The sequence below is a fragment of the Geodermatophilus nigrescens genome (assembly GCF_900129495.1).
In the GTDB taxonomy this organism is placed as follows: domain Bacteria; phylum Actinomycetota; class Actinomycetes; order Mycobacteriales; family Geodermatophilaceae; genus Geodermatophilus; species Geodermatophilus nigrescens.
Genome location: NZ_FQVX01000001.1, coordinates 594,300 through 613,469 on the forward strand (window position 1 = coordinate 594,300; position 19,170 = coordinate 613,469).

The following is a 19,170-nucleotide window of genomic DNA, read 5'->3' on the forward strand; positions in this document are numbered from 1 at the left end:
CCGCGGGACGACCTGACCGGTGACCGACGTCCCCGGCCAGGAGCGATCCCGTGGCGACCAGCGTCCTCGACGCCCCCCTCCCGACCACCGCCGACCCGCAGCGGCGGCCGGCGGCCGTGCTGCTGCTGGCCGCCGTCTGCATGCTGGAGGCGGTCGGGCTGCTGGCCGGCGCGCTGACCGGCCTCGACGGCCTGATGACGGCGACCCCGCAGCCCCCGGGCCTGCTCGTCGCCGCCGCGCTGGGCGGGCTGGCCGCCTGGATCGTGCTGTGCGCCGCCGGCGGCCTGGCCGCGCTCGACGGCTCGGGCCACCGGCTCCCCGCGGGCGTCGCCTGTGGCGAGATCGTCCTGCTCGCCGCGCTGGCCGTCCTCGCCGTCGGCAGCGACCTGGCCCTGCCGACGACGCTGCCACTGCCGGCGCTGCTGCTGCTCGCGCTGGCCGTGCCGGTCGGCAAGCTCATGCTCACCTCGGCGCCGGCGACGGTCGCCTGGACCGCGGCCGGCCCGCGCCGCCGCCCGGCCGAGCCGCCGGTGACCCACCCGCGCACCCGGCTGGTCACCGTGGTGCTCATCGGCCTGGCCCTCGGCGCGCTCGCGGTCAGCACGCCCGTGGGGACCGACGCGGGCACCGGCGCTCCGGCGTCGAGCACCGCCCCCCGTTCCTGACGGGAGGCGGGTGGCTGGGCCTCACTACTCTCGTCACGTGAGTGATCGGCACATCCTGACCGCCGTGGCCTGGCCCTACGCCAACGGCCCGCGGCACATCGGCCACGTCTCCGGCTTCGGCGTCCCCTCCGACGTCTTCAGCCGCTACCACCGGATGGCCGGTGACCGGGTGCTCATGGTGAGCGGCACCGACGAGCACGGGACGCCGATCACCGTGGCCGCCGACGCGGAGGGCGTGAGCCCGCGGGAGATCGCCGACCGCAACAACCGGATCATCGTCGGCGACCTGCAGGCCCTCGGCCTGAGCTACGACCTGTTCACCCGCACCACCACGGTCAACCACGCCCAGGTGAGCCAGGAGATCTTCCTCGGCCTGCTCAAGAACGGGTACGTCTTCCCGCAGACGACGCTCGGCGCGATCAGCCCGTCCACCGGCCGCACCCTGCCCGACCGCTACATCGAGGGCACCTGCCCGATCTGCGGCTACGACGGCGCCCGCGGCGACCAGTGCGACAACTGCGGCAACCAGCTCGACCCCACCGACCTGATCAACCCGGTCAGCCGGATCAACGGCGAGACGCCGCGCTTCGTCGAGAGCGAGCACTACTTCCTCGACCTGCCGGCGTTCACCCGCTCCCTCGGCGACTGGCTGGACTCGCGGCGCGGCTGGCGGCCCAACGTCCTCAACTTCGCCAAGAACCTGCTCGAGGACCTCAAGCCGCGCAGCTACACCCGCGACATCGACTGGGGCGTGCCGATCCCGCTCGACGGCTGGCGCGACCGGCCCGACAAGCGCATCTACGTCTGGTTCGACGCCGTCGTCGGCTACCTGTCGGCGTCCATCGAGTGGGCCCGCCGCTCCGGCGACGCCGACGCCTGGCGCCAGTGGTGGCAGTCGCCCGACGCCGACGCCTACTACTTCATGGGCAAGGACAACATCGTCTTCCACGCCGAGATCTGGCCCGCGCAGCTGCAGGGCTACAACGGCGAGGGCGACAAGGGCGGCAGCCCGGGCTCGCTGGGCCGTCTCGCGCTGCCCACCGAGGTGGTCTCCAGCGAGTTCCTCACCATGGAGGGCCGCAAGTTCTCCAGCAGCCGCCAGGTGGTCATCTACGTCCGCGACTTCCTCGCCCGCTACGACCCCGACGCGCTGCGCTACTTCGTCGCGGTCGCCGGCCCCGAGACGCAGGACACCGACTTCACCTGGTCGGAGTTCCTGCGGCGCAACAACGACGAGCTCGTCGCCGGCTGGGGCAACCTGGTCAACCGCACGGTGTCGATGGCGGCGAAGAACGTGGGCGCCGTCCCGACGCCGGGGGACCTGACCGACGCCGACCGCGCGCTGCTGGCCTCGACGTCGTCGGCGTTCGGGCCGATCGGCGACCTGCTGGCCCGCAACCGGCAGAAGGCCGCGGCCACCGAGGCGATGCGGGTCGTGGGCGAGGCGAACAAGTACCTGTCCGACCAGGCGCCGTGGAAGCTCAAGGAGGACCCGGCCCGCCGGGACACCGTGCTGCACACCGCGCTGCAGGCGGTCAGCGACTGCAACGCGCTGCTCACCCCGTTCCTCCCGCACTCGGCGCAGAAGGTGCACGAGCTGCTCGGCGGCACGGGCGTGTGGTCGCCGGCGCCGCGGGTGGAGGAGGTCACCGACCTCGACGACGGCTCGCCCTACCCCGTCATCACCGGCGACTACGGCGACGCCCAGGCGGTGTGGGCCTCCCGCCCGCTGCCGTCGGGCACGCCGCTGTCCCCGCCCACCCCGGTGTTCCGCAAGCTCGACGAGTCGATCGTGGCCGAGGAGCTGGCCCGGCTGGAGGGCAACGCCCCGTGAGTCGCTCGGCCGCGTCCCGCGCCAACCGGCGGGGCGAGCCGCCGCCGTCCCCGGAGCCGCTGCCGGCGCCGGCGATCGACAGCCACACGCACCTCGACATCGTCCTGAACGGGTTCCGCACCGACGAACCCGCGGACGACGCGGCGGTGGACGCCGAGATCGCCGCCGCGGCCGCCGTGGGGGTGCCGCGGCTGGTGCAGGTCGGCGTCGACGTCGCCTCCTCGCGCTGGTCGGCGGAGCTCGCGGCCCGGCACCCGGCGGTGCTGGCCGCCGTCGCCGTGCACCCCAACGAGGCCGGGGAGGGGCTCGCCGACGACGACGCGCTGGCCGAGATCGACCGGCTCGCGGCGTTGCCGCGGGTGCGCGCGGTGGGGGAGACCGGCCTGGACCGGTTCCGCACCGGGCCCGAGGGCTGGGCGGCGCAGGAGGCGTCCTTCCGCGCGCACGTCCGGATCGCGAAGGAGCACGGGGTCGCGCTGGTGATCCACGACCGCGACGCGCACGAGGAGGTGCTGCGGGTCGTCGACGACGAGGGCGCGCCGGAGCACGTGGTCATGCACTGCTTCTCCGGCGACGCGGCGTTCGCGCGGGCCTGCGTCGAGCGCGGGTTCGTGCTGTCCTTCGCCGGCACGCTGACCTTCGGCAACGCCGGCTACCTGCGCGAGGCCGCGGCCCGCACCCCGGTCGGGCAGCTGCTCGTGGAGACCGACTCGCCGTTCCTCACGCCGATGCCGCACCGCGGCCGGCCCAACGCCTCCCGGCTGGTGCCGCACACCGTCCGGGCGCTGGCGGAGGTCACCGGGGTGGAGCTCGCGGAGCTGTGCGACGCCCTCACCCGCAACGCCGAGCGCGTCTTCGGCCCCTGGGGCACCGACCCGACCGGCTGAGCGCCGGAGCGAGGCACACTGGTCGGCGTGGGCCGCCTCATCGCCGTCGTCCTCTTCATCGCCGTGCTGGTGCCCGGCGTGCTGCTGGCCCGGGCCTGGGCCCTGGCCGCCGGCCGGCGCGCCGTCGCGTCCGCGGCGATCGAGTTCACCACCCCCACGCCCGAGGGCGTGGCCACGCTGCAGCGGCAGGCGCAGCACGGCCGCCGCGTGCGCCGGCTGGGCCTGCTGCTCGGCCTGGTCGCCATCGGCGCGAGCATCGCGGTGTTCGCCGAGGCGTCGGTGTTCCTCTGGCTGCCCGCGCTGATCGTGGGCCTGCTCGTCGGCGTCGTGCTCGCCGAGGCCACGCGCCCGCGGCCGCGCTGGCGCCTGGCCGAGCCCGCCCGCCGGCCGCGGCGCAGCGAGCAGATCTCGCTGTGGCTGCTGTGGACGATGCGCGCCGTCGTCGTCGCCGAGGTCGTCGCTGCCGTCGTCACCTGGCAGCAGGGCGACCTGCGCGACGCCGTCGGCTGGACGGCCCTCGCCATCCCGCTGGCCACCTGGCTGCTCGCCGAGGTCGCGCTGCTGCGCGCGCTCACCCGGCCCCTGCCCGCCGACGGCGCCGACGTGCCGGTCGACGAGGCGCTGCGCACCTGGACCGCGCACCTGGTGACGGCGGCGACCAGCGTGCTGGCGCTGCTGCCCCTGGGCACGCTGCTGCTGGTCGGCGGCATCGACCTCGGCGACCGGGTCACCGCGAACGTCGACCTGCTGCCGGTCGCGCTGGTCGCCGGTGGGTTCGCGGGGCTCGCCGCGGGCCTCGCCGTCGCCGGGTTCCTGCTCACCTGGCTGCGGCCGGTGCGTGTCAGCGAGCGGGCGCTGGCCGGCTGAAGCGGCCCTTCTGCCCCCGAGCGACGGCCGCCACACCGTGACCTCCGTCACGTACTGACCTCACCGAACGCGGTCGTCACACCCGTCCCATCCGGCGCGTCCGTCACACACCGTGTCGGCGCGGCGCCGAGTCGACATCTCACCTCGGTGGTTGACTCCGTGCGCACCGTTGCCACACGCACCAGGCTCGTTATCGTGACGTGACCGACCGGGATGGGGACCCTCCCGGGTGGCGCCACGGCCCGGGGGTCCCCTCCGAGCAGGCTGCCGCCCGAGGGCGACCCCGTGCCGGGCCCCCGACCTCGGAAGAGACCCGTGTCCCGAACGCTGAAGCTCGCCCTCTTCGCCCTGGTCCTGACCGGACTGGTGGGCGGCTCGGTGGCCTGGTACGCCGCGCAGAAGTCGCTCACCCTCACCGTGGACGGCCAGGTGCGCGAGGTCAGCACCTACGCCGACACCGTCGGCGAGGTGCTCGCCGAGGAGGGGCTGGAGACCGAGGCGCACGACGTCGTCCTCCCCGCCGCCGAGGCCGCGGTCGCCGACGGCGACACGGTCGTGGTCAACCGCGCCCGCCCGCTGCAGCTCACCGTCGACGGCGTCAGCAGCGAGGTCTACGTGACCGCCCTGTCGGTCGACGAGGCGCTCGAGCAGCTCGGCTACCGCGCCGACGGCATGGTGCTGTCCGCCAGCCGCAGCGAGCGCCTCCCGCTCGACGGCATGGCGCTGTCGATCACCACCCCGAAGGCCGTCACCCTCGTCGTCGACGGGGCCACCCGCGTGGTGACCACGACCGCGGCCACCGCCGGCGACCTGCTCGCCGAGCAGGGCGTCGTCCTCGGGGAGCACGACCGCACCAGCCTCCTCGCCACCCAGCCGCTGCTGGGCGCCATGCGCCTGCAGGTCTTCCGCGTCGCGGTCACCGAGCAGGTCGTCACCGCCCCGGTGCCGTTCCGCACGGTCGAGACCGAGGACCCGAACGCCTTCGAGGGCGAGGAGACCGTGACCCAGGAGGGCGTCGCCGGCGAGCAGGCCACGACCTTCCGCGTGACCGTCACCGACGGCGTCGAGACCGCCCGCGAGCAGCTCAACACCGCCGTCACCCTGGCGCCGGTCGACGAGCTGGTCAGCGTGGGCACCAAGGAGCGCCCGGCGCCGGCCGGCGGCGTCCCGGCCACCGCCGACGGCCTCAACTGGGCCGCACTCGCGCAGTGCGAGTCCGGCGGCCGCGCCAACGCGGTCAGCTCCACCGGCAAGTACCACGGGCTCTACCAGTTCTCGGTCGCCACCTGGCAGGCCGTCGGCGGCAGCGGCCTGCCGTCGCAGGCCTCGGCCGACGAGCAGACCATGCGCGCCCAGATGCTCTACGCGCGCTCCGGCGCCGGCCAGTGGCCGCACTGCGGCTCCCGCCTGTTCTCCTGAGCACGAGCCGCTGAGCACCCCCGAGCAGACCGACGGGCTGCTGGGCCCCGCCGCCATCCGCGAGCTGGCCCAGCAGCTCGGTCTGCGTCCCACCAAGACGCTCGGGCAGAACTTCCTGCACGATGCCAACACGATCCGCCGCATCGTGCGCACCGCCGAGCTCCGTCCCGACGACGTCGTCCTCGAGGTCGGGCCCGGGCTCGGCTCGCTGACCCTCGGCCTGCTGCCGGCCGCCGCGGCCGTCACCGCCGTCGAGATCGACCCCCGGCTGGCCGCCCTGCTGCCGGAGACGGTGGCCGCGCGGCGGCCCGACCTCGCCGGCCGGCTGACCGTCGTCGAGGCCGACGCGCTGCGCGTGCGCGAGCTGCCGGGTCCGCCTCCCACGGCGCTCGTGGCGAACCTGCCGTACAACGTGGCCGTGCCCGTGCTGCTGCACCTGCTGGAGCTCCTGCCCACCCTGCGGCGGGCGCTGGTGCTCGTCCAGGCCGAGGTGGCCGAGCGGCTGGCCGCCCCGCCCGGCGGCGCCGCCTACGGCGTCCCGTCGGTCAAGGCCGCCTGGTACGGCACCGCCCGGCGGGCCGGCAACGTCGGCCGGCGGGTGTTCTGGCCCGAGCCGAACGTCGACTCCGGGCTGGTCGCCCTCGACCGGCACGACCCGCCGCCGGGGGACCGGGCGGCCACCTTCGCCGTCGTCGACGCCGCCTTCGCCATGCGCCGCAAGGGCCTGCGCGCGGCCCTCGCCGGCTGGGCGGGCAGCGCCGCGGCGGCCGAGACCAGGCTGCGCGCCGCCGGCATCGACCCGTCCACCCGGGGCGAGCGGCTCTCGGTGGCCGAATTCGCGCGGCTGGCGGGGACGTCCCCGGTGGCCGGCGCGTGAGCTGGTCCTCGCCGGGCGGACCCGGACACACCCGCGGCGACGGCGCGGTCACCGCGCACGCCCCCGCCAAGGTCAACGTCTCGCTGGCCGTCGGTCCGCTGCGCGAGGACGGCTTCCACGCGCTGCAGACGGTCTACCTCGCCGTCTCGCTGCTCGACACCGTCACGGTGCGGCCGGGTGAGGGGCTGTCGGTCACCGTCACCGGCGAGGGCACCGGCGGGCCCGACCCGGTGCCCACCGACCGGCGCAACCTCGTCTGGCGGGCCGCCGAACTGCTCGCCGAGCACGCGGGCGTGGCCGCCGACGCCGCCATCGCGGTCGACAAGACCATCCCCGCCGCGGCCGGGCTGGCCGGCGGCAGTGCCGACGCCGCGGCCGCCCTCGTCGCCCTCGACGCGCTGTGGGGCACGCACGCCACCCGCGGCGACCTCACCGCGCTGGCCGCGCAGCTCGGCAGCGACGTCCCGTTCAGCCTGGCCGGCGGCATCGCGATCGGCACCGGCCGCGGCGAGCAGCTCACCCCGGTGCTCGCCCGCCGGCCCTGGCACTGGGTGCTCGGCATCGCCGACGGCGGTCTGTCCACCCCCGCGGTCTACGCCGAGCTCGACCGGCTGCGCGCCGCGGGCCGGGTCCCCGACGGCACGGACACGCCCTCGACCGAGCCGGTGCTCACCGCCCTGCGCAGCGGGCCGGCGCCGGCCCTGGCCGCGGCGCTGGCCAACGACCTGCAGGCGCCCGCGATCTCGCTGCGGCCGGCGCTGCGGCGGGCGCTGCGGGCGGCCACCGACGCCGGCGCCGCGGCCGCCCTGGTGAGCGGCTCCGGCCCGACCGTGGCCGCGCTGGCCGACGGCGAGGACGCGGCGCTGCGGCTGGCCGCCGTGCTGGCCGGCGAGGGCGTGTTCCGCACCGTCCGCGTCGTGCACGGGCCGGTGCCCGGCGCCCGCCTCGTCGGCTGAGGCGCCGGCCCCTCAGGCCGGCGCGGTGCCCGTCGTCCGCAGCACCGGGTCGGGGTCGAGGTGGGCCAGCCCCGAGTAGGCGAGGTCGACCAGCCGCGCGGCGACCTCCTCCTTGCCGGGGGAGCGGTGCTCGAGCCACCACTGCCCGACCAGCGCCACCATGCCGACGAGCGCGGTGCTGTACAGCCCGGCCAGCGCCGGGACGTAGCCGCGGGCGGCGAACTGTTCCGCGAGCAGGAACTCGACCCGGCGGGCGAGCTCGCCGAGCAGCGAGGAGTAGGCGCCGGAGCCGGGGGAGTCGCGGGAGAGCACCCGGAAGCCCTCGGTGTCGTCCTCGACGTACTCCAGCAGCACCAGCGCCGCCCGCTCCAGGAGGGCCCGCGGGGTGCCGCCCTCGGCGAGGGCGCCGGTGAACCGGTCGAGCAGCCGCTGCATCTCGCGGTCGACGACGGCGGTGTAGAGGCCCTCCTTGCCGCCGAAGTGCTCGTACACCACCGGCTTGCTGACGTCGGCGCGGACGGCGAGCTCCTCGATCGAGGTCCCGTCGTAGCCGCGCTCGGCGAAGACGGCCCGGCCGACCGCGACGAGCTGCTCGCGCCGCTGCGCGCCCGTCATCCGGACGCGCGGGCGGGGCATGCCGTGCGCGTCCACGGGCGGCCGGGCCCCGGTCAGGCCGCGGCCGGCTCGGCCGCGCGGCGCTTGGCGGCCAGGCGCACCGGGTCGGGCCACTTCACCGAGTGCGCCCAGCCCAGCTTCTCGAACACCCAGATGACCCGGGCGCTGATGTCGATCTGCCCGCGCAGGACACCGTGGCGGGCGCAGGTCGGGTCGGCGTGGTGCAGGTTGTGCCAGGACTCCCCGGCGGACAGGACCGCCAGCGGCCAGAAGTTCGTGGCGCGGTCACGGCCCGGCGAGACGAAGGGCCGGTTGCCCACGACGTGGCAGACCGAGTTGATCGACCAGGTGACGTGGTGCAGGAGGCCGGTGCGCACCAGGCCCGCCCAGAAGAACGCCGACCAGGCGCCCGCCCAGCTCTGCGTGACCAGGCCGCCGATGACCGCGGGCAGCGCCAGGCTCAGGAACGCCCACAGGGAGAACAGTCGGCTGGTGATCCGCAGGCCGCGGTCCTTGAGCAGGTCGGGGGCGTAGCGGGCGGCGTTGGTCTGCCGGCGGTCGAACAGCCAGCCGAGGTGGGCGTGCCACATGCCCTTGAGCAGCGCGCGGCTGTCGGTGCCGTAGCGCCACGGCGAGTGCGGGTCGCCGTCGCGGTCGGAGAAGGCGTGGTGACGCCGGTGGTCGGCCACCCACTGCACGACCGGGCCCTGGATCGCCATGCAGCCGATGATCGCCAGCGCGATCCGCAGGGGCCGCCGCGCCTTGAACGAGCCGTGCGTGAAGTAGCGGTGGTAGCCCACGGTCACCCCGAGCAGGGGGACGAAGTAGAAGGCCACGGCGAGAGCGACGTCCAGCCACGACAGGCCCCAGCCCCACACCACCGGAACGATCGCGGCCAGCGCCAGGAAGGGGACGACGACGAAGACGTAGAGGACCAGCTGCTCGAGGTGGCCCTTCTCCTTGCCGTACGCGGTGGCCGGGAGGCCGGCGTCGGGGTCGGCGGGACGGAAGGCCGTCGGCCGGGTGAGGGACGGGGCGGACACGGGGCGGTTGCCTCCTGGAGTCGGCCGGCCCGGTCGCGCGTCTCTGGACGACCGGTGGCTGGGTGCGCCGTAACCTACGACACCGTAGGGAGGTCCGCCGCCCGGGCTCCGGAGCCGCAGGTGGGGGCGGGGTCACGGCAGCCGTGCCGCGCGCGGGCGTGCGCCCTAGGCTCGTCGGGGTGTGGTGCCCCGCGGCGCCGCGGTGGGGGATGGGGTAATCGGCAGCCCGCCGGCCTTTGGAGCCGGGAAGTCTCGGTTCGAGTCCGAGTCCCCCAGCAGCGCCGGCAGGACCGCCGGCGTCCCAGCGTCGGAGGAGTCCCGTGAGCGCCCAGCAGGCAGTCGCCGCCGTCGTCGTCCTCGCCGCCGGGCAGGGCACCCGGATGCGGTCGGCCACGCCGAAGGTCCTGCACGAGCTCGGCGGGCGCAGCATGCTCGGCCACGTGCTGGCGGCCGCGGCGCCGCTGGGCGCCGGCGAGACCCTCGTGGTGGTCGGCTCGGGGCGCGAGGCCGTCGAGGAGCACCTGGCCGCGGTCGCCCCCGGCGCGCGGGCCGTGGTGCAGGCCGAGCAGCTCGGCTCGGGTCACGCGGCGCGGGTCGCGCTCGACGCCGTCCCCGACCTCGAGGGCGCCGTGCTGGTGGTCAACGGCGACGCGCCGCTGCTGCGGCAGCGGACGCTCACCGAGCTCGCCCGCGCGCACGTCGAGGCCGGCAGCGTCTTCACCGTGCTCACCGCCGAGGTCGAGGACCCGACGGGGCTCGGGCGGATCGTGCGCGACGCCGAAGGCGCGCCGCGGGCGATCGTCGAGGAGCGCGACGCCACGCCGGAGCAGCGGGCGGTCCGCGAGGTGAACGCGGGCGTCTACGTGGCCAACGCCGGCACGCTGCGGCGGGTGCTGGCCGGCCTGGCCACCGACAACGCGCAGGGCGAGCAGTACCTCACCGACGCGCTCGCGCCGCTGGTCGAGGGCGGCGCCCCGGTGGCCGCCGTCCGCGCCGAGGACCCCGCCGACGTGCTCGGCTGCAACGACCGCCGCGAGCTCGCCGCCCGCCGCCGCACCCTCAACGACCGCGTGCTCGACGACCTCATGCGCTCCGGCGTCACCGTCGTCGACCCGGCCACCACCTGGGTCGACGTCACCGCCGCCGTCGCCCCGGACGCGCTGCTCGAGCCGGGCGTGCAGCTGCGCGGGACGACGTCGGTGGCGGCCGGCGCCGTCGTCGGGCCGGACTCCACGCTCGTCGACACCACCGTCGAGGAGGGCGCCGCGGTGGTGCGCTCGCACGTCCTCGGCGCTGTCGTCGGGCCGCGCGCCTCGGTGGGGCCGTTCAGCTACCTGCGGCCGGGCACCCGGCTGGCGGCGGACGCCAAGGTCGGCGCGTTCGTGGAGACGAAGAACGCCGAGGTGGGCGAGGGCTCGAAGGTGCCGCACCTGTCCTACGTGGGCGACGCGACCATCGGCCGGGGCGCGAACATCGGCGCGGCCACCGTCTTCGTCAACTACGACGGCGTGGCCAAGCACCGGACGACGATCGGGGACGAGGTGCGCATCGGCTCGGACACGATGCTCGTGGCGCCGGTCACCGTGGGCGACGGCGCCTACACCGCCGCCGGGTCGGTGATCACCCAGGACGTCCCGCCGGGAGCCATGGGTGTGGCGCGGGCCGCACAGCGCAATGTGGCAGGCTGGGTGCGACGACGCCGTCCCGGCAGCGCCGCGGCGCGGGCCGCGGCCGCGGCAGAGGGCGCGGCCGGCCAGCAGGGGCCTGCGGACGCCGAGACCGGTGCCGGGGCCGACTCCAGGGCCGGTTCCGCGGCCAACTCCGAGCAGTGAGGGCACACAGCCGATGAGCGCGATCCGGCAGACCACCAGCAAGAGCCTGATGCTGTTCTCCGGCCGGGCCTACCCCGAGCTGACGGCGGAGATCGCCGGCCACCTGGGGGTCACGCCGACGCCGACCGCGGCCTACGAGTTCGCCAACGGCGAGCTGTTCGTCCGGTTCGAGGAGTCCGTGCGCGGCTGCGACGCGTTCGTGGTGCAGAGCCACACCGCGCCGATCAACACCTGGCTCATGGAGCAGCTGATCATGGTCGACGCGCTCAAGCGCGCCTCGGCCAAGCGGATCACCGTCGTCGCGCCGTTCTTCCCCTACGCCCGGCAGGACAAGAAGCACCGCGGCCGCGAGCCCATCTCCGCCCGCCTGGTCGCCGACATGTTCAAGACCGCGGGCGCCGACCGGCTGATGACCGTCGACCTGCACACCGCCCAGATCCAGGGCTTCTTCGACGGCCCGGTCGACCACCTCTTCGCCCTCGAGCTGCTCGTCGGCCACGTCAAGGAGCGCTGGGGCGACCGCGACATCACCGTCGTCTCGCCCGACTCCGGCCGCGTCCGGGTGTCCGAGCGCTGGACCGACGCCCTCGGCGGCGTCCCGCTGGCCTTCATCCACAAGACCCGCGACCCCATGCGGCCCAACGAGGTCAAGGCCAACCGCGTGGTCGGCAACGTCGAGGGCCGGGTCTGCATCCTGGTCGACGACATGATCGACACCGGCGGCACGATCGTGAAGGCCGCCGAGACGCTGTTCGAGGCTGGCGCCTCCGACGTCATCGTCTGCGCCACCCACGGCGTGCTGTCGGGCCCCGCCGTCGACCGGCTGAAGAACAGCCAGGTCAGCGAGGTCATCGTCACCAACACGCTGCCCATCGAGCCGGCCCGCCTGTTCGACAAGCTGACCGTCCTCTCGATCGCCCCGCTGCTCGCGCGGGCGATCAAGGAGGTCTTCGAGGACGGCTCGGTCACCAGCCTCTTCGGCGGCGCCAGCTAGCGCAGGAAGGTCCGCGGCAGGCAGGCCCGCTGCCGGTCGTCGAGCCCGGACGTGGCCAGCTCGCGTTGCTGCGGGGTGGCCGGGGGCACCGGCAGCGTCGTCATCGGGGTCCGTGACGTGTACGAGAACGTCACCGAGTAGCGGTCCTCCCGCCGCGGCGGCATCGCGCGGTGGAACACCGCCCGGGTGTCGGCGACGACGGCGGTCCACCGTGGTCCCGTCGCCTGCCGCCACTGCGACTCGGGCACCTGCGCGCGCATCGCCTCGTCGCTGACGAAGCCGGTGACGTACCGGAGCGAGCGGACGAGGCGGTCGGTGTGCCGGCGTGACACGTACTCGAACGGCCCGCCGTCCAGGTCGACGTCGTTCAGCCAGACCAGCACCTTGAACATGCGGTGGTCCTCCTGGTCCCGGTGCCACTGGCGCACCCCGATCGTCCGTGCCGTCGCGTCCTCGCGACGGAGGTCGGCGCCGTGGTAGCGGACCGGCAGGCCCAGGTGGGACTCCACGAGGTCGAGCAGTTCGTGCTGCAGGCCCCACTGCCACACCCCCGGCTCTGCCAGCACCTCGTCGAGCGACGGCCGGCTGCTGTCCGGGCCGGTGCGCGGTCGTCCGGCGATTCGCTCGGCGAGGGCCGCGAGGCCGCCCTGCAGCCGGGCGGTCCCCGTCACCGCGAGACGGTCGAGGGACGTCACGCAGACGCCGTCGTCCCGCAGCGTCGACACGACGGCGGCGCGCTCCGGTGCGATCTGGGGGAGGTGGGGCTCGTGCCTGCGCAACCGCTGCCTGTGCAGGCGGTCGGAGAGATCGCGGACGGGTGGTACCCGCCCGATGACCTCGCGCTTGGCGCGGTTCCCGGCACGAACGGCGACGTCCAGCACGGCTGCTCCTCCACGTCGGTGGTACCTGGTCGGGCGAGGCGACGGAGTCCCGAGGGGGTGCTGGGCGGCGAACGTAGTGGGCCGGTGATCACCGGTGGAACCCCGATCGGGACGTCGAGGCGGACGTTCTCGTGCCGTTGTGGTCGCGTAGGATGGGCAGTCGCCCGGCGAGGGAGGCGGCCCGTCCGCACTCCGTGATCGACGTGCGTGTGCTCCCCGCGAGGTGTGCCGCGCCCGGCCGCCGGCACACCGGCCGTACCACCTGAGGAGCACACACCGTGGCTGACTTCCGCCTCGCCGCCGAGGCCCGCACCGAGTTTGGCAAGGGCAGCGCCCGCCGGACCCGCCGCGCGGGCCGCATCCCCGCCGTCCTGTACGGGCACGGCCAGGACGTGGTCCACCTGTCGCTGCCGGCCCGCGAGTTCGCCGCGGTGCTGCGCAACGGCGGCACCAACGCCCTGATCACCGTCGTCCTCGACGGCCAGGAGCAGCTCGCGCTGACCAAGTCCGTGCAGCGCGACCCGCTGACCCGCGTGCATGAGCACGTCGACCTGCTCGTCGTCCGCCGCGGCGAGCGCGTCACCGTCGACGTCCCCGTCGTCGTCGTGGGCGAGGCCGCCGCCGAGACCCTGGTCAGCGTCGAGCTGAACACCGTCTCGGTCGAGGCCGACGCCACCGCGATCCCCGAGACCGTCGAGGTCGACGTCACCGGCCGCGAGGCCGGCAACGGCGTGACCGCCGCCGAGCTGTCCCTCGCCGGCGGGGCCACCGTGCTCACCGACCCCGAGGCCCTGGTCGTCAACGTCATGGCCGCCCCGACCGCCGAGCAGCTCGACGCCGAGCTCGCCGAGGCCGAGGCCGAGGCCGGCATCGAGCGCGAGGAGTCCGCGCCGGCCGAGGAGGGCACCGGCGAGGGCGACGTCGTCCCCGAGCCGCAGGACCAGGGCAGCGGCGAGTCGATCGAGTCGACCGAGAACAGCTGAGGTCCCCGCTGACCGAGAGCACGTCCCGCAGGGGCGCCGGCGCGACCGCCGGCGCCCCTGCGGTGTCCCCGCCGTCGGACGGGCCCTTCCTCGTCGTCGGCCTGGGCAACCCCGGCCCGTCCTACGCGGGCAACCGGCACAACGTCGGGGCGATGGTGCTCGACGAGCTGGCCTCCCGGATCGGCGCGCGGCTGTCCCCGGGCAAGGGCAAGCGGGCCCGGACGCTGATCGGCGAGGGCCGCCTCGCCGGCCGCCGCGTCGTCCTCGCCCGGCCGACCGCCTACATGAACGAGTCCGGCGGCCCCGTGCGCGGCCTGCTCGACTACCACTCGATCCCCGCCACCGACCTCGTCGTCGTGCACGACGAGCTCGACATCCCCTTCGCCGCGGTGCGGCTCAAGCGGGGCGGCGGCGAGGGCGGCCACAACGGGCTGCGCTCGATCAGCCGGTCCACCGGCACGCGCGACTACCTGCGGGTCCGGGTCGGCATCGGCCGGCCACCGGGCCGGCAGGACCCCGCCGACTTCGTCCTCAAGGACTTCTCCGCCACCGAGCGCAAGGAGCTCGACCTCCTGGTCGCCGAGGCCGCCGACGCCGCCGAGGAGCTGCTGGCGCACGGCCTCGAGGCGGCGCAGAACGTGGTCCACCCGCGCACCTGATCTCTCCCCTTCGGGTGAAGCATCACTCTCCGCATTGACCCGCCCGTGACGCTCTGTGAGTGTTCCTCGTGCGTCGGGGGACGTGACGCCGGGAACGGCGGAGCGACGATGCACGGTCGGTGACGACCGTCTCCCTCGGGCACTCAGCGTGACGAGGGGGAGACGTGCTGCTGGACCACTCCGCACCCGCCCAGGGGAGCGCCGCCCGGGCCCTGCCGGTGCCCCGCCCCGCTCCCGAGTCCACGCGCCCGCTGCGCTCCGTCCGCCGCGTCCCCGCCCGCCGCTGGGCCGGCCGCTACAGCGCCGCGCTGCACCTGCTCGACGTCGCCGCCGCCGTCCTGGCCACCGGGACCGTGCTGCTCGCCTCCCCGCTGCCGCTCACGGCCGGGGCGCCGCTCGTCCTCACCGCCGCCGCGGTCGTCGTCGCCTGGCCGCTGCTGCTCCTCGGCACCGGGGCGCACGAGGAGCGGGTCTTCGGCACCGGCAGCGACGAGTACCGCACCGTCGGCCGGGCCGGCTTCCTGCTCCTGGCGCTCGCCGCGCTCGTGTCGTACGCCGGCCAGCTCGAGCTCAGCCGCGCCCTGGTCCTCGGCGCCGTCCCCGCGCTCACCCTGCTCACCCTCGGCGGCCGGCTCGCCGCGCGCTGCGTCCTGCGCCGGATGCGGGCCCGCGGCGCGTGCACCAAGCGCGTGGTCGTCGTCGGCCGTGCGGGTGCGGTGCTGGAGCTGGCCGGCGCCGTCCGCCGCGAGGGCTACGCCGGGCTGGAGGTCGTCGGCGCGTGCGTGACCCCCGACGGCCGGGCCCGCGTCGCCGACGCGCTCGGCGTGCCGGTCGGTGGCCTCGACGACGTCCCGGGGACCGTCGCCCGGCTCGGCGCCGAGGCCGTCGCCGTCACCTCGGCCAGCGAGACCGCCGCCGAGTACCTGCGCCGCCTGTCCTGGCAGCTGGAGGGCACCGGCGTGGAGCTGCTGGTCGCCCCCGGCCTCATCGAGGTCGCCGGGCCCCGGCTGCACATCCGCCCCTTCGAGGGCCTGCCGCTGCTGTCGGTCGAGCAGCCCCGCTTCGAGGGCTGGGGCCGGCTGGTCAAGGGCGGCGTCGACCGGCTCGCCGCCGCGGCCGCCCTGCTGCTGCTCGGACCCCTGATGCTCGCCCTCGCGCTGGCCGTGCGGCTCGACAGCCCCGGCCCCGTCCTCTACAGCCAGGAGCGGGTGGGCGTGAACGGCGCGCGGTTCACGATGCTCAAGTTCCGCAGCATGGTCGTCGACGCCGACCGGCAGGTCGAGGCGCTGCAGGCGCAGAACATCTCCGACGGCCTGCTGTTCAAGATGCGCACCGACCCCCGCGTCACCCGCGTCGGCCGGTGGCTGCGGCGCCTGTCGCTCGACGAGCTCCCGCAGCTGCTCAACGTGCTCGGCGGCTCCATGTCGCTGGTCGGCCCGCGCCCGCCGCTGCCCCGCGAGGTGGCCGGCTACGACTCCTCGGTCAGCCGCCGGCTGCTCGTCCGCCCCGGCCTCACCGGCCTGTGGCAGATCTCCGGCCGCAGCGACCTGTCGTGGGAGGAGTCGGTCCGCCTCGACCTGCGCTACGTCGAGAACTGGTCGCTGGCCCTCGACGCGCTGATCGTCGCCAAGACGTTCCGCGCGGTGCTCAGCCGCTCCGGCGCCTACTGACCCGTCCCCCTCGTCTCACCCCCGCCCCACCCGGGCGGGGGACGAGCGGCGACCCCCGCGCTCCGCACGATCGACGGACGGCCCGTGCCCCGGGCCGGTCCGACCGCACCCTTCCGGAACCACTGACCCGAGGACGGAACCGATGAGCCAGCTGAGCATCGCCCTGGTGGGGACCCGCGGTGTGCCGGCGCGGTACGGCGGCTTCGAGACGGCGGTCGAGGAGGTGGGCCGCCGGCTCGCCGGGCGCGGCCACCGCGTCGTCGTCTACTGCCGGACGACGCCGGGCGCGCAGGAACCGCCGCCGGCCGAGCACCTCGGCATGGAGCTGGTGCACCTGCCCGCCGCGCGCCGCCGGTCGCTGGAGACGCTCAGCCACACGGCGCTGTCGGTCCGCCACCTCGTCGCGCACCGCACCGACGCCGCGATCGTCTTCAACTCGGCGAACTCGCCGCTGCTGCCGGCCCTGCGCGCCGCGCGCATCCCCGTCGCCACGCACGTCGACGGCCTGGAGTGGAAGCGCGCGAAGTGGGGCCCGGTCGGCCGCCGCTACTACCGGGTCGCCGAGGCGCTGGCGGTGCGCTGGTCCGACGTCCTCATCGCCGACGCCGAGGGCATCGCCGAGTACTACCGCGAGGCGTTCGCCGCCCCGACGACGCTGCTCACCTACGGCGCCCCGCTCATCGCGCCCGGGTCGCACCGGCTGGCCGAGCTCGGTCTCGAGCCCGGCGGCTACCACCTCGCCGTCGCCCGCTTCGAGCCGGAGAACCACGTCGACGTCGTCGTCGAGGGCTACGTGGCCAGCGACGCCGCCAAGCCGCTGGTCGTCGTCGGCTCGGCGCCCTACGCCGACGAGCACACCCGCCGCATCCACGCCCTGGCCGACGACCGGGTGCGCTTCCTCGGGGGCGTCTGGGACCAGGAGCTGCTCGACCAGCTCTACGCCAACTGCGCCACCTACCTGCACGGCCACTCGGTGGGCGGCACCAACCCCTCGCTGCTGCGCGCCATCGGCGCCGGCGCCGCGGTGACCGCCTTCGACGTCGACTTCAACCGCGAGGTCGTCCGGGACTCGGGCCGGTTCTTCCGCACGCCGCAGGACGTCGCGCGGGAGCTCGCCGCCGTCGAGGCCGACCCGGAGGGCACCCGCCGGGCCGGGCGCCGCGCCCGCATCCTCGCCGCCCGCTACGACTGGGACGAGGTGGCGAGCGGTTACGAGGCGCTGGCCCGGCGGCTCGCCGCGCGCGACGTCCCGCGCCGCCGGCCCAGCGGACGGCGCCGCCCGACGGCGGCCGACCTGCCGCTCGCGCCCCTGCCCGTCCCCGCCCGCCCGGCCGCCCCCGTGGTCCCGGACAACGTGGTCGCGCTGCCGACGCCCCCGCTGCCCGCGCCGGCGCCGAGCTGGGGCACCCTCCCGGCGGGCCAGCAGTGACCGCCGCGGTCCTGCCGGCCTCCGGCGAGACGGTCGCCGCGACCGTCCGCCGGCTGGCCGGCGCGCAGAAGGGCGCGCAGGGCGCCCCGGCCTACTCCCGGTTCGTCAACCGGCCGCTGGGCCGGGTGCTCGCCGCGCTCGCCTTCCACGCCGGGCTCACCCCGAACGCGGTGACGGCGGTCAGCGCGGTCTGGACGGCGACCGGGATCGCACTGCTCGCGCTCGCCCCCCTCGGGTGGGCCACCGGCGCCGCGGTCACCGCCTGCCTCGTGCTCGGCTACGCACTCGACTCCGCCGACGGGCAGCTCGCCCGGCTGCGCGGCGGCGGGTCGCCGGCGGGGGAGTGGCTCGACCACGTCGTCGACAGCGCCAAGATCGCCAGCATCCACCTGGCCGTGTTCCTCGGCCTGTCCCGGGTGGAGTCGCTCGGCCGCGGCTGGCTGCTCGTCCCGCTGGCGTTCTCCGTCGTGGCGGTCGTGCACTTCTCCGCCACCCTGCTCAACGAGGCGCTGCGCGAGCGGCACGGCGTGCGCACCCGGGCGGCGCGCTCGGACACGCGGCCCAGCGTGCTGCGCTCGCTGCTGGTGGCGCCCACCGACTACGGCGTCCTCTGCCTGGTCTTCGTCCTGCTCGGCGCGCCCGCGGTCTTCCTCGGCGCGTACGGGCTGCTCGCCCTCGGCACGGCCGGCTACGTCGTGCTGGCCCTCGGCCGCTGGTACCGCGAGATGGGAGCACTGCCCCGATGAGTCCCCGAGACGCCGCGCCGCCGGCACCGCCCACGCCGTCGCGGCCGTCACGCCGCCGCCTGGTCGCCGGCGCGGTGGCCGCGGTCCTGTGCGCCGCCCTCGCCGTGCTGGCGGTGCTGGCCGGCCGCGGGGACGACGACGGCAGCGCCGCGGCCGCGACCGGCACCCCGACGGCGAGCGTGCCCACCGAGGTCGTGCGGCCCACCGCCCCGGTGCCCCCGCCGCCGCCCACGCCCGAGCCGACCGGCCCGACCGAGGACGCCGCGGCGCTGCCGCCCAGCCTCGCGCCGGTCGCGTTCACCGAGGAGGCGGCCGTCGGCAACGGCGTCACCGCGACCGTCGAGGACCTCGAGGCGGTGCAGGGCAGCGCCCAGGGGCCCGGCCAGGTCGCCGGCCCCGCCGTCCGGGTGACGGTGCGGATCGTCAACGGCACCGACACCCCGCTGTCGCTGGACGCGGTCGCCGTCGACGTCACCTCCGGCCCCGACGCCACCCCGGCGTCCCCGCTCGAGGACCCCTCGGCCGCCCCGTTCACCGGCACGGCCGGCCCGGGGGAGTCCGCCGTCGGCGTCTACGTGTTCACCGTGCCGGAGGACCGGCGCGACGCGCTCACCGTCGCCGTCGGCTACCAGGCCGGCGCCCCCTACCTGGTGTTCACCGGCCCGGCCGACTGAGCTCCGCCCGCACGACCCTCCCGGCGCCCGCCGCCCCCCTCCTCGCAGGGGCCGGCGGGCGCCGTCGTCGTGCCCGGACCCGGAGCGGCGGTGGTCACAGCGAGTGACCCCAAGGGGTGAGCGGTCGGCCCCTGACGTG

18 protein-coding genes and 1 tRNA gene are annotated in these 19,170 nt (G+C 75.9%); 16 read left to right on the forward strand and 3 right to left on the reverse strand.

The window, feature by feature from the left end; genetic code table 11:
- The first annotated feature begins 50 nt into the window (after window positions 1–50).
- The 7 genes from BUE37_RS02905 to BUE37_RS02935 all read left to right on the forward strand — a co-directional run bounded on the left by BUE37_RS02905 (window position 51) and on the right by BUE37_RS02935 (window position 7,505).
- Window positions 51–665: a hypothetical protein gene (locus BUE37_RS02905; RefSeq protein WP_073418568.1), complete on the forward strand. Its 615-nt coding sequence runs from the start codon at window positions 51–53 to the stop codon at window positions 663–665.
- A gap of 37 nt (window positions 666–702) precedes the next feature.
- Entirely contained in the window at window positions 703–2,499 is a 1,797-nt protein-coding gene (gene metG, locus BUE37_RS02910; RefSeq protein ID WP_073418569.1) for a methionine--tRNA ligase, read from the forward strand.
- Window positions 2,496–3,386: a TatD family hydrolase gene (locus BUE37_RS02915; protein ID WP_073418570.1), complete on the forward strand. Its 891-nt coding sequence runs from the start codon at window positions 2,496–2,498 to the stop codon at window positions 3,384–3,386. The genes metG and BUE37_RS02915 overlap by 4 nt, the downstream gene beginning before the upstream one ends.
- Window positions 3,387–3,413: 27 nt before the next feature.
- Window positions 3,414–4,253, forward strand: coding sequence for a hypothetical protein (locus BUE37_RS02920; protein ID WP_073418571.1), 840 nt, complete (start codon window positions 3,414–3,416; stop codon window positions 4,251–4,253).
- Window positions 4,254–4,568: 315 nt separating this feature from the next.
- Window positions 4,569–5,672, forward strand: a complete 1,104-nt coding sequence (locus BUE37_RS02925) for a resuscitation-promoting factor (RefSeq protein WP_073418572.1) — start codon at window positions 4,569–4,571, stop codon at window positions 5,670–5,672.
- A 145-nt stretch (window positions 5,673–5,817) separates the two neighbouring features.
- Window positions 5,818–6,549, forward strand: coding sequence for a 16S rRNA (adenine(1518)-N(6)/adenine(1519)-N(6))-dimethyltransferase RsmA (gene rsmA / locus BUE37_RS02930; RefSeq protein WP_245794258.1), 732 nt, complete (start codon window positions 5,818–5,820; stop codon window positions 6,547–6,549).
- Window positions 6,546–7,505 carry a 4-(cytidine 5'-diphospho)-2-C-methyl-D-erythritol kinase gene (locus BUE37_RS02935; RefSeq protein ID WP_073418574.1) on the forward strand — a complete coding sequence of 320 codons (960 nt, stop codon included), beginning with the start codon at window positions 6,546–6,548 and terminating at the stop codon, window positions 7,503–7,505. The genes rsmA and BUE37_RS02935 overlap by 4 nt, the downstream gene beginning before the upstream one ends.
- Before the next feature lie 12 nt (window positions 7,506–7,517).
- On the opposite strand, the gene BUE37_RS02940 is transcribed toward BUE37_RS02935, so the two are convergent.
- Together BUE37_RS02940 and BUE37_RS02945 are read right to left on the reverse strand one after the other, a co-directional pair.
- Window positions 7,518–8,141: a TetR/AcrR family transcriptional regulator gene (locus BUE37_RS02940; protein ID WP_083628439.1), complete on the reverse strand. Its 624-nt coding sequence runs from the start codon at window positions 8,139–8,141 to the stop codon at window positions 7,518–7,520.
- Window positions 8,142–8,173: 32 nt separating this feature from the next.
- Window positions 8,174–9,163 carry an acyl-CoA desaturase gene (locus BUE37_RS02945; RefSeq protein ID WP_073418576.1) on the reverse strand — a complete coding sequence of 330 codons (990 nt, stop codon included), beginning with the start codon at window positions 9,161–9,163 and terminating at the stop codon, window positions 8,174–8,176.
- A 203-nt stretch (window positions 9,164–9,366) separates the two neighbouring features.
- Between BUE37_RS02945 and BUE37_RS02950 the strand changes: the two genes are divergently transcribed.
- The 3 genes from BUE37_RS02950 to BUE37_RS02960 all read left to right on the forward strand — a co-directional run bounded on the left by BUE37_RS02950 (window position 9,367) and on the right by BUE37_RS02960 (window position 11,989).
- A tRNA-Gln gene (locus BUE37_RS02950) sits at window positions 9,367–9,439 on the forward strand.
- A gap of 44 nt (window positions 9,440–9,483) precedes the next feature.
- Window positions 9,484–10,995: a bifunctional UDP-N-acetylglucosamine diphosphorylase/glucosamine-1-phosphate N-acetyltransferase GlmU gene (gene glmU / locus BUE37_RS02955; RefSeq protein WP_073418577.1), complete on the forward strand. Its 1,512-nt coding sequence runs from the start codon at window positions 9,484–9,486 to the stop codon at window positions 10,993–10,995.
- 13 nt (window positions 10,996–11,008) lie between these two features.
- Window positions 11,009–11,989: a ribose-phosphate diphosphokinase gene (locus BUE37_RS02960; RefSeq protein ID WP_073418578.1), complete on the forward strand. Its 981-nt coding sequence runs from the start codon at window positions 11,009–11,011 to the stop codon at window positions 11,987–11,989.
- Here the strand turns inward: BUE37_RS02960 and BUE37_RS02965 are convergent.
- Window positions 11,986–12,660: a phytanoyl-CoA dioxygenase family protein gene (locus BUE37_RS02965; protein WP_139252799.1), complete on the reverse strand. Its 675-nt coding sequence runs from the start codon at window positions 12,658–12,660 to the stop codon at window positions 11,986–11,988. The genes BUE37_RS02960 and BUE37_RS02965 overlap by 4 nt on opposite strands.
- A gap of 488 nt (window positions 12,661–13,148) precedes the next feature.
- On the opposite strand from BUE37_RS02965, the gene BUE37_RS02970 reads away from it, so the two are divergent.
- The 6 genes from BUE37_RS02970 (at window position 13,149) to BUE37_RS02995 (ending at window position 19,031) form a co-directional block, all read left to right on the forward strand.
- Window positions 13,149–13,853 (forward strand): 50S ribosomal protein L25/general stress protein Ctc, encoded by a 705-nt coding sequence (locus BUE37_RS02970; protein ID WP_073418580.1) that lies wholly within the window; start codon window positions 13,149–13,151, stop codon window positions 13,851–13,853.
- Between the two features lie 62 nt (window positions 13,854–13,915).
- Entirely contained in the window at window positions 13,916–14,512 is a 597-nt protein-coding gene (gene pth, locus BUE37_RS02975) for an aminoacyl-tRNA hydrolase (protein WP_073418581.1), read from the forward strand.
- Window positions 14,513–14,676: 164 nt separating this feature from the next.
- On the forward strand, window positions 14,677–16,182 hold the full coding sequence (locus BUE37_RS02980; RefSeq protein WP_245794259.1) for a sugar transferase: 1,506 nt from the start codon (window positions 14,677–14,679) through the stop codon (window positions 16,180–16,182).
- Between the two features lie 142 nt (window positions 16,183–16,324).
- Entirely contained in the window at window positions 16,325–17,611 is a 1,287-nt protein-coding gene (locus BUE37_RS02985; RefSeq protein ID WP_073418582.1) for a DUF1972 domain-containing protein, read from the forward strand.
- Window positions 17,608–18,357, forward strand: coding sequence for a CDP-alcohol phosphatidyltransferase family protein (locus tag BUE37_RS02990; RefSeq protein WP_073418583.1), 750 nt, complete (start codon window positions 17,608–17,610; stop codon window positions 18,355–18,357). Before BUE37_RS02985 ends, BUE37_RS02990 begins: the two co-directional genes overlap by 4 nt.
- Complete coding sequence (locus tag BUE37_RS02995) at window positions 18,354–19,031, forward strand: hypothetical protein (protein ID WP_139252800.1); 678 nt, start codon at window positions 18,354–18,356, stop codon at window positions 19,029–19,031. Before BUE37_RS02990 ends, BUE37_RS02995 begins: the two co-directional genes overlap by 4 nt.
- Window positions 19,032–19,170: the final 139 nt, after the last annotated feature.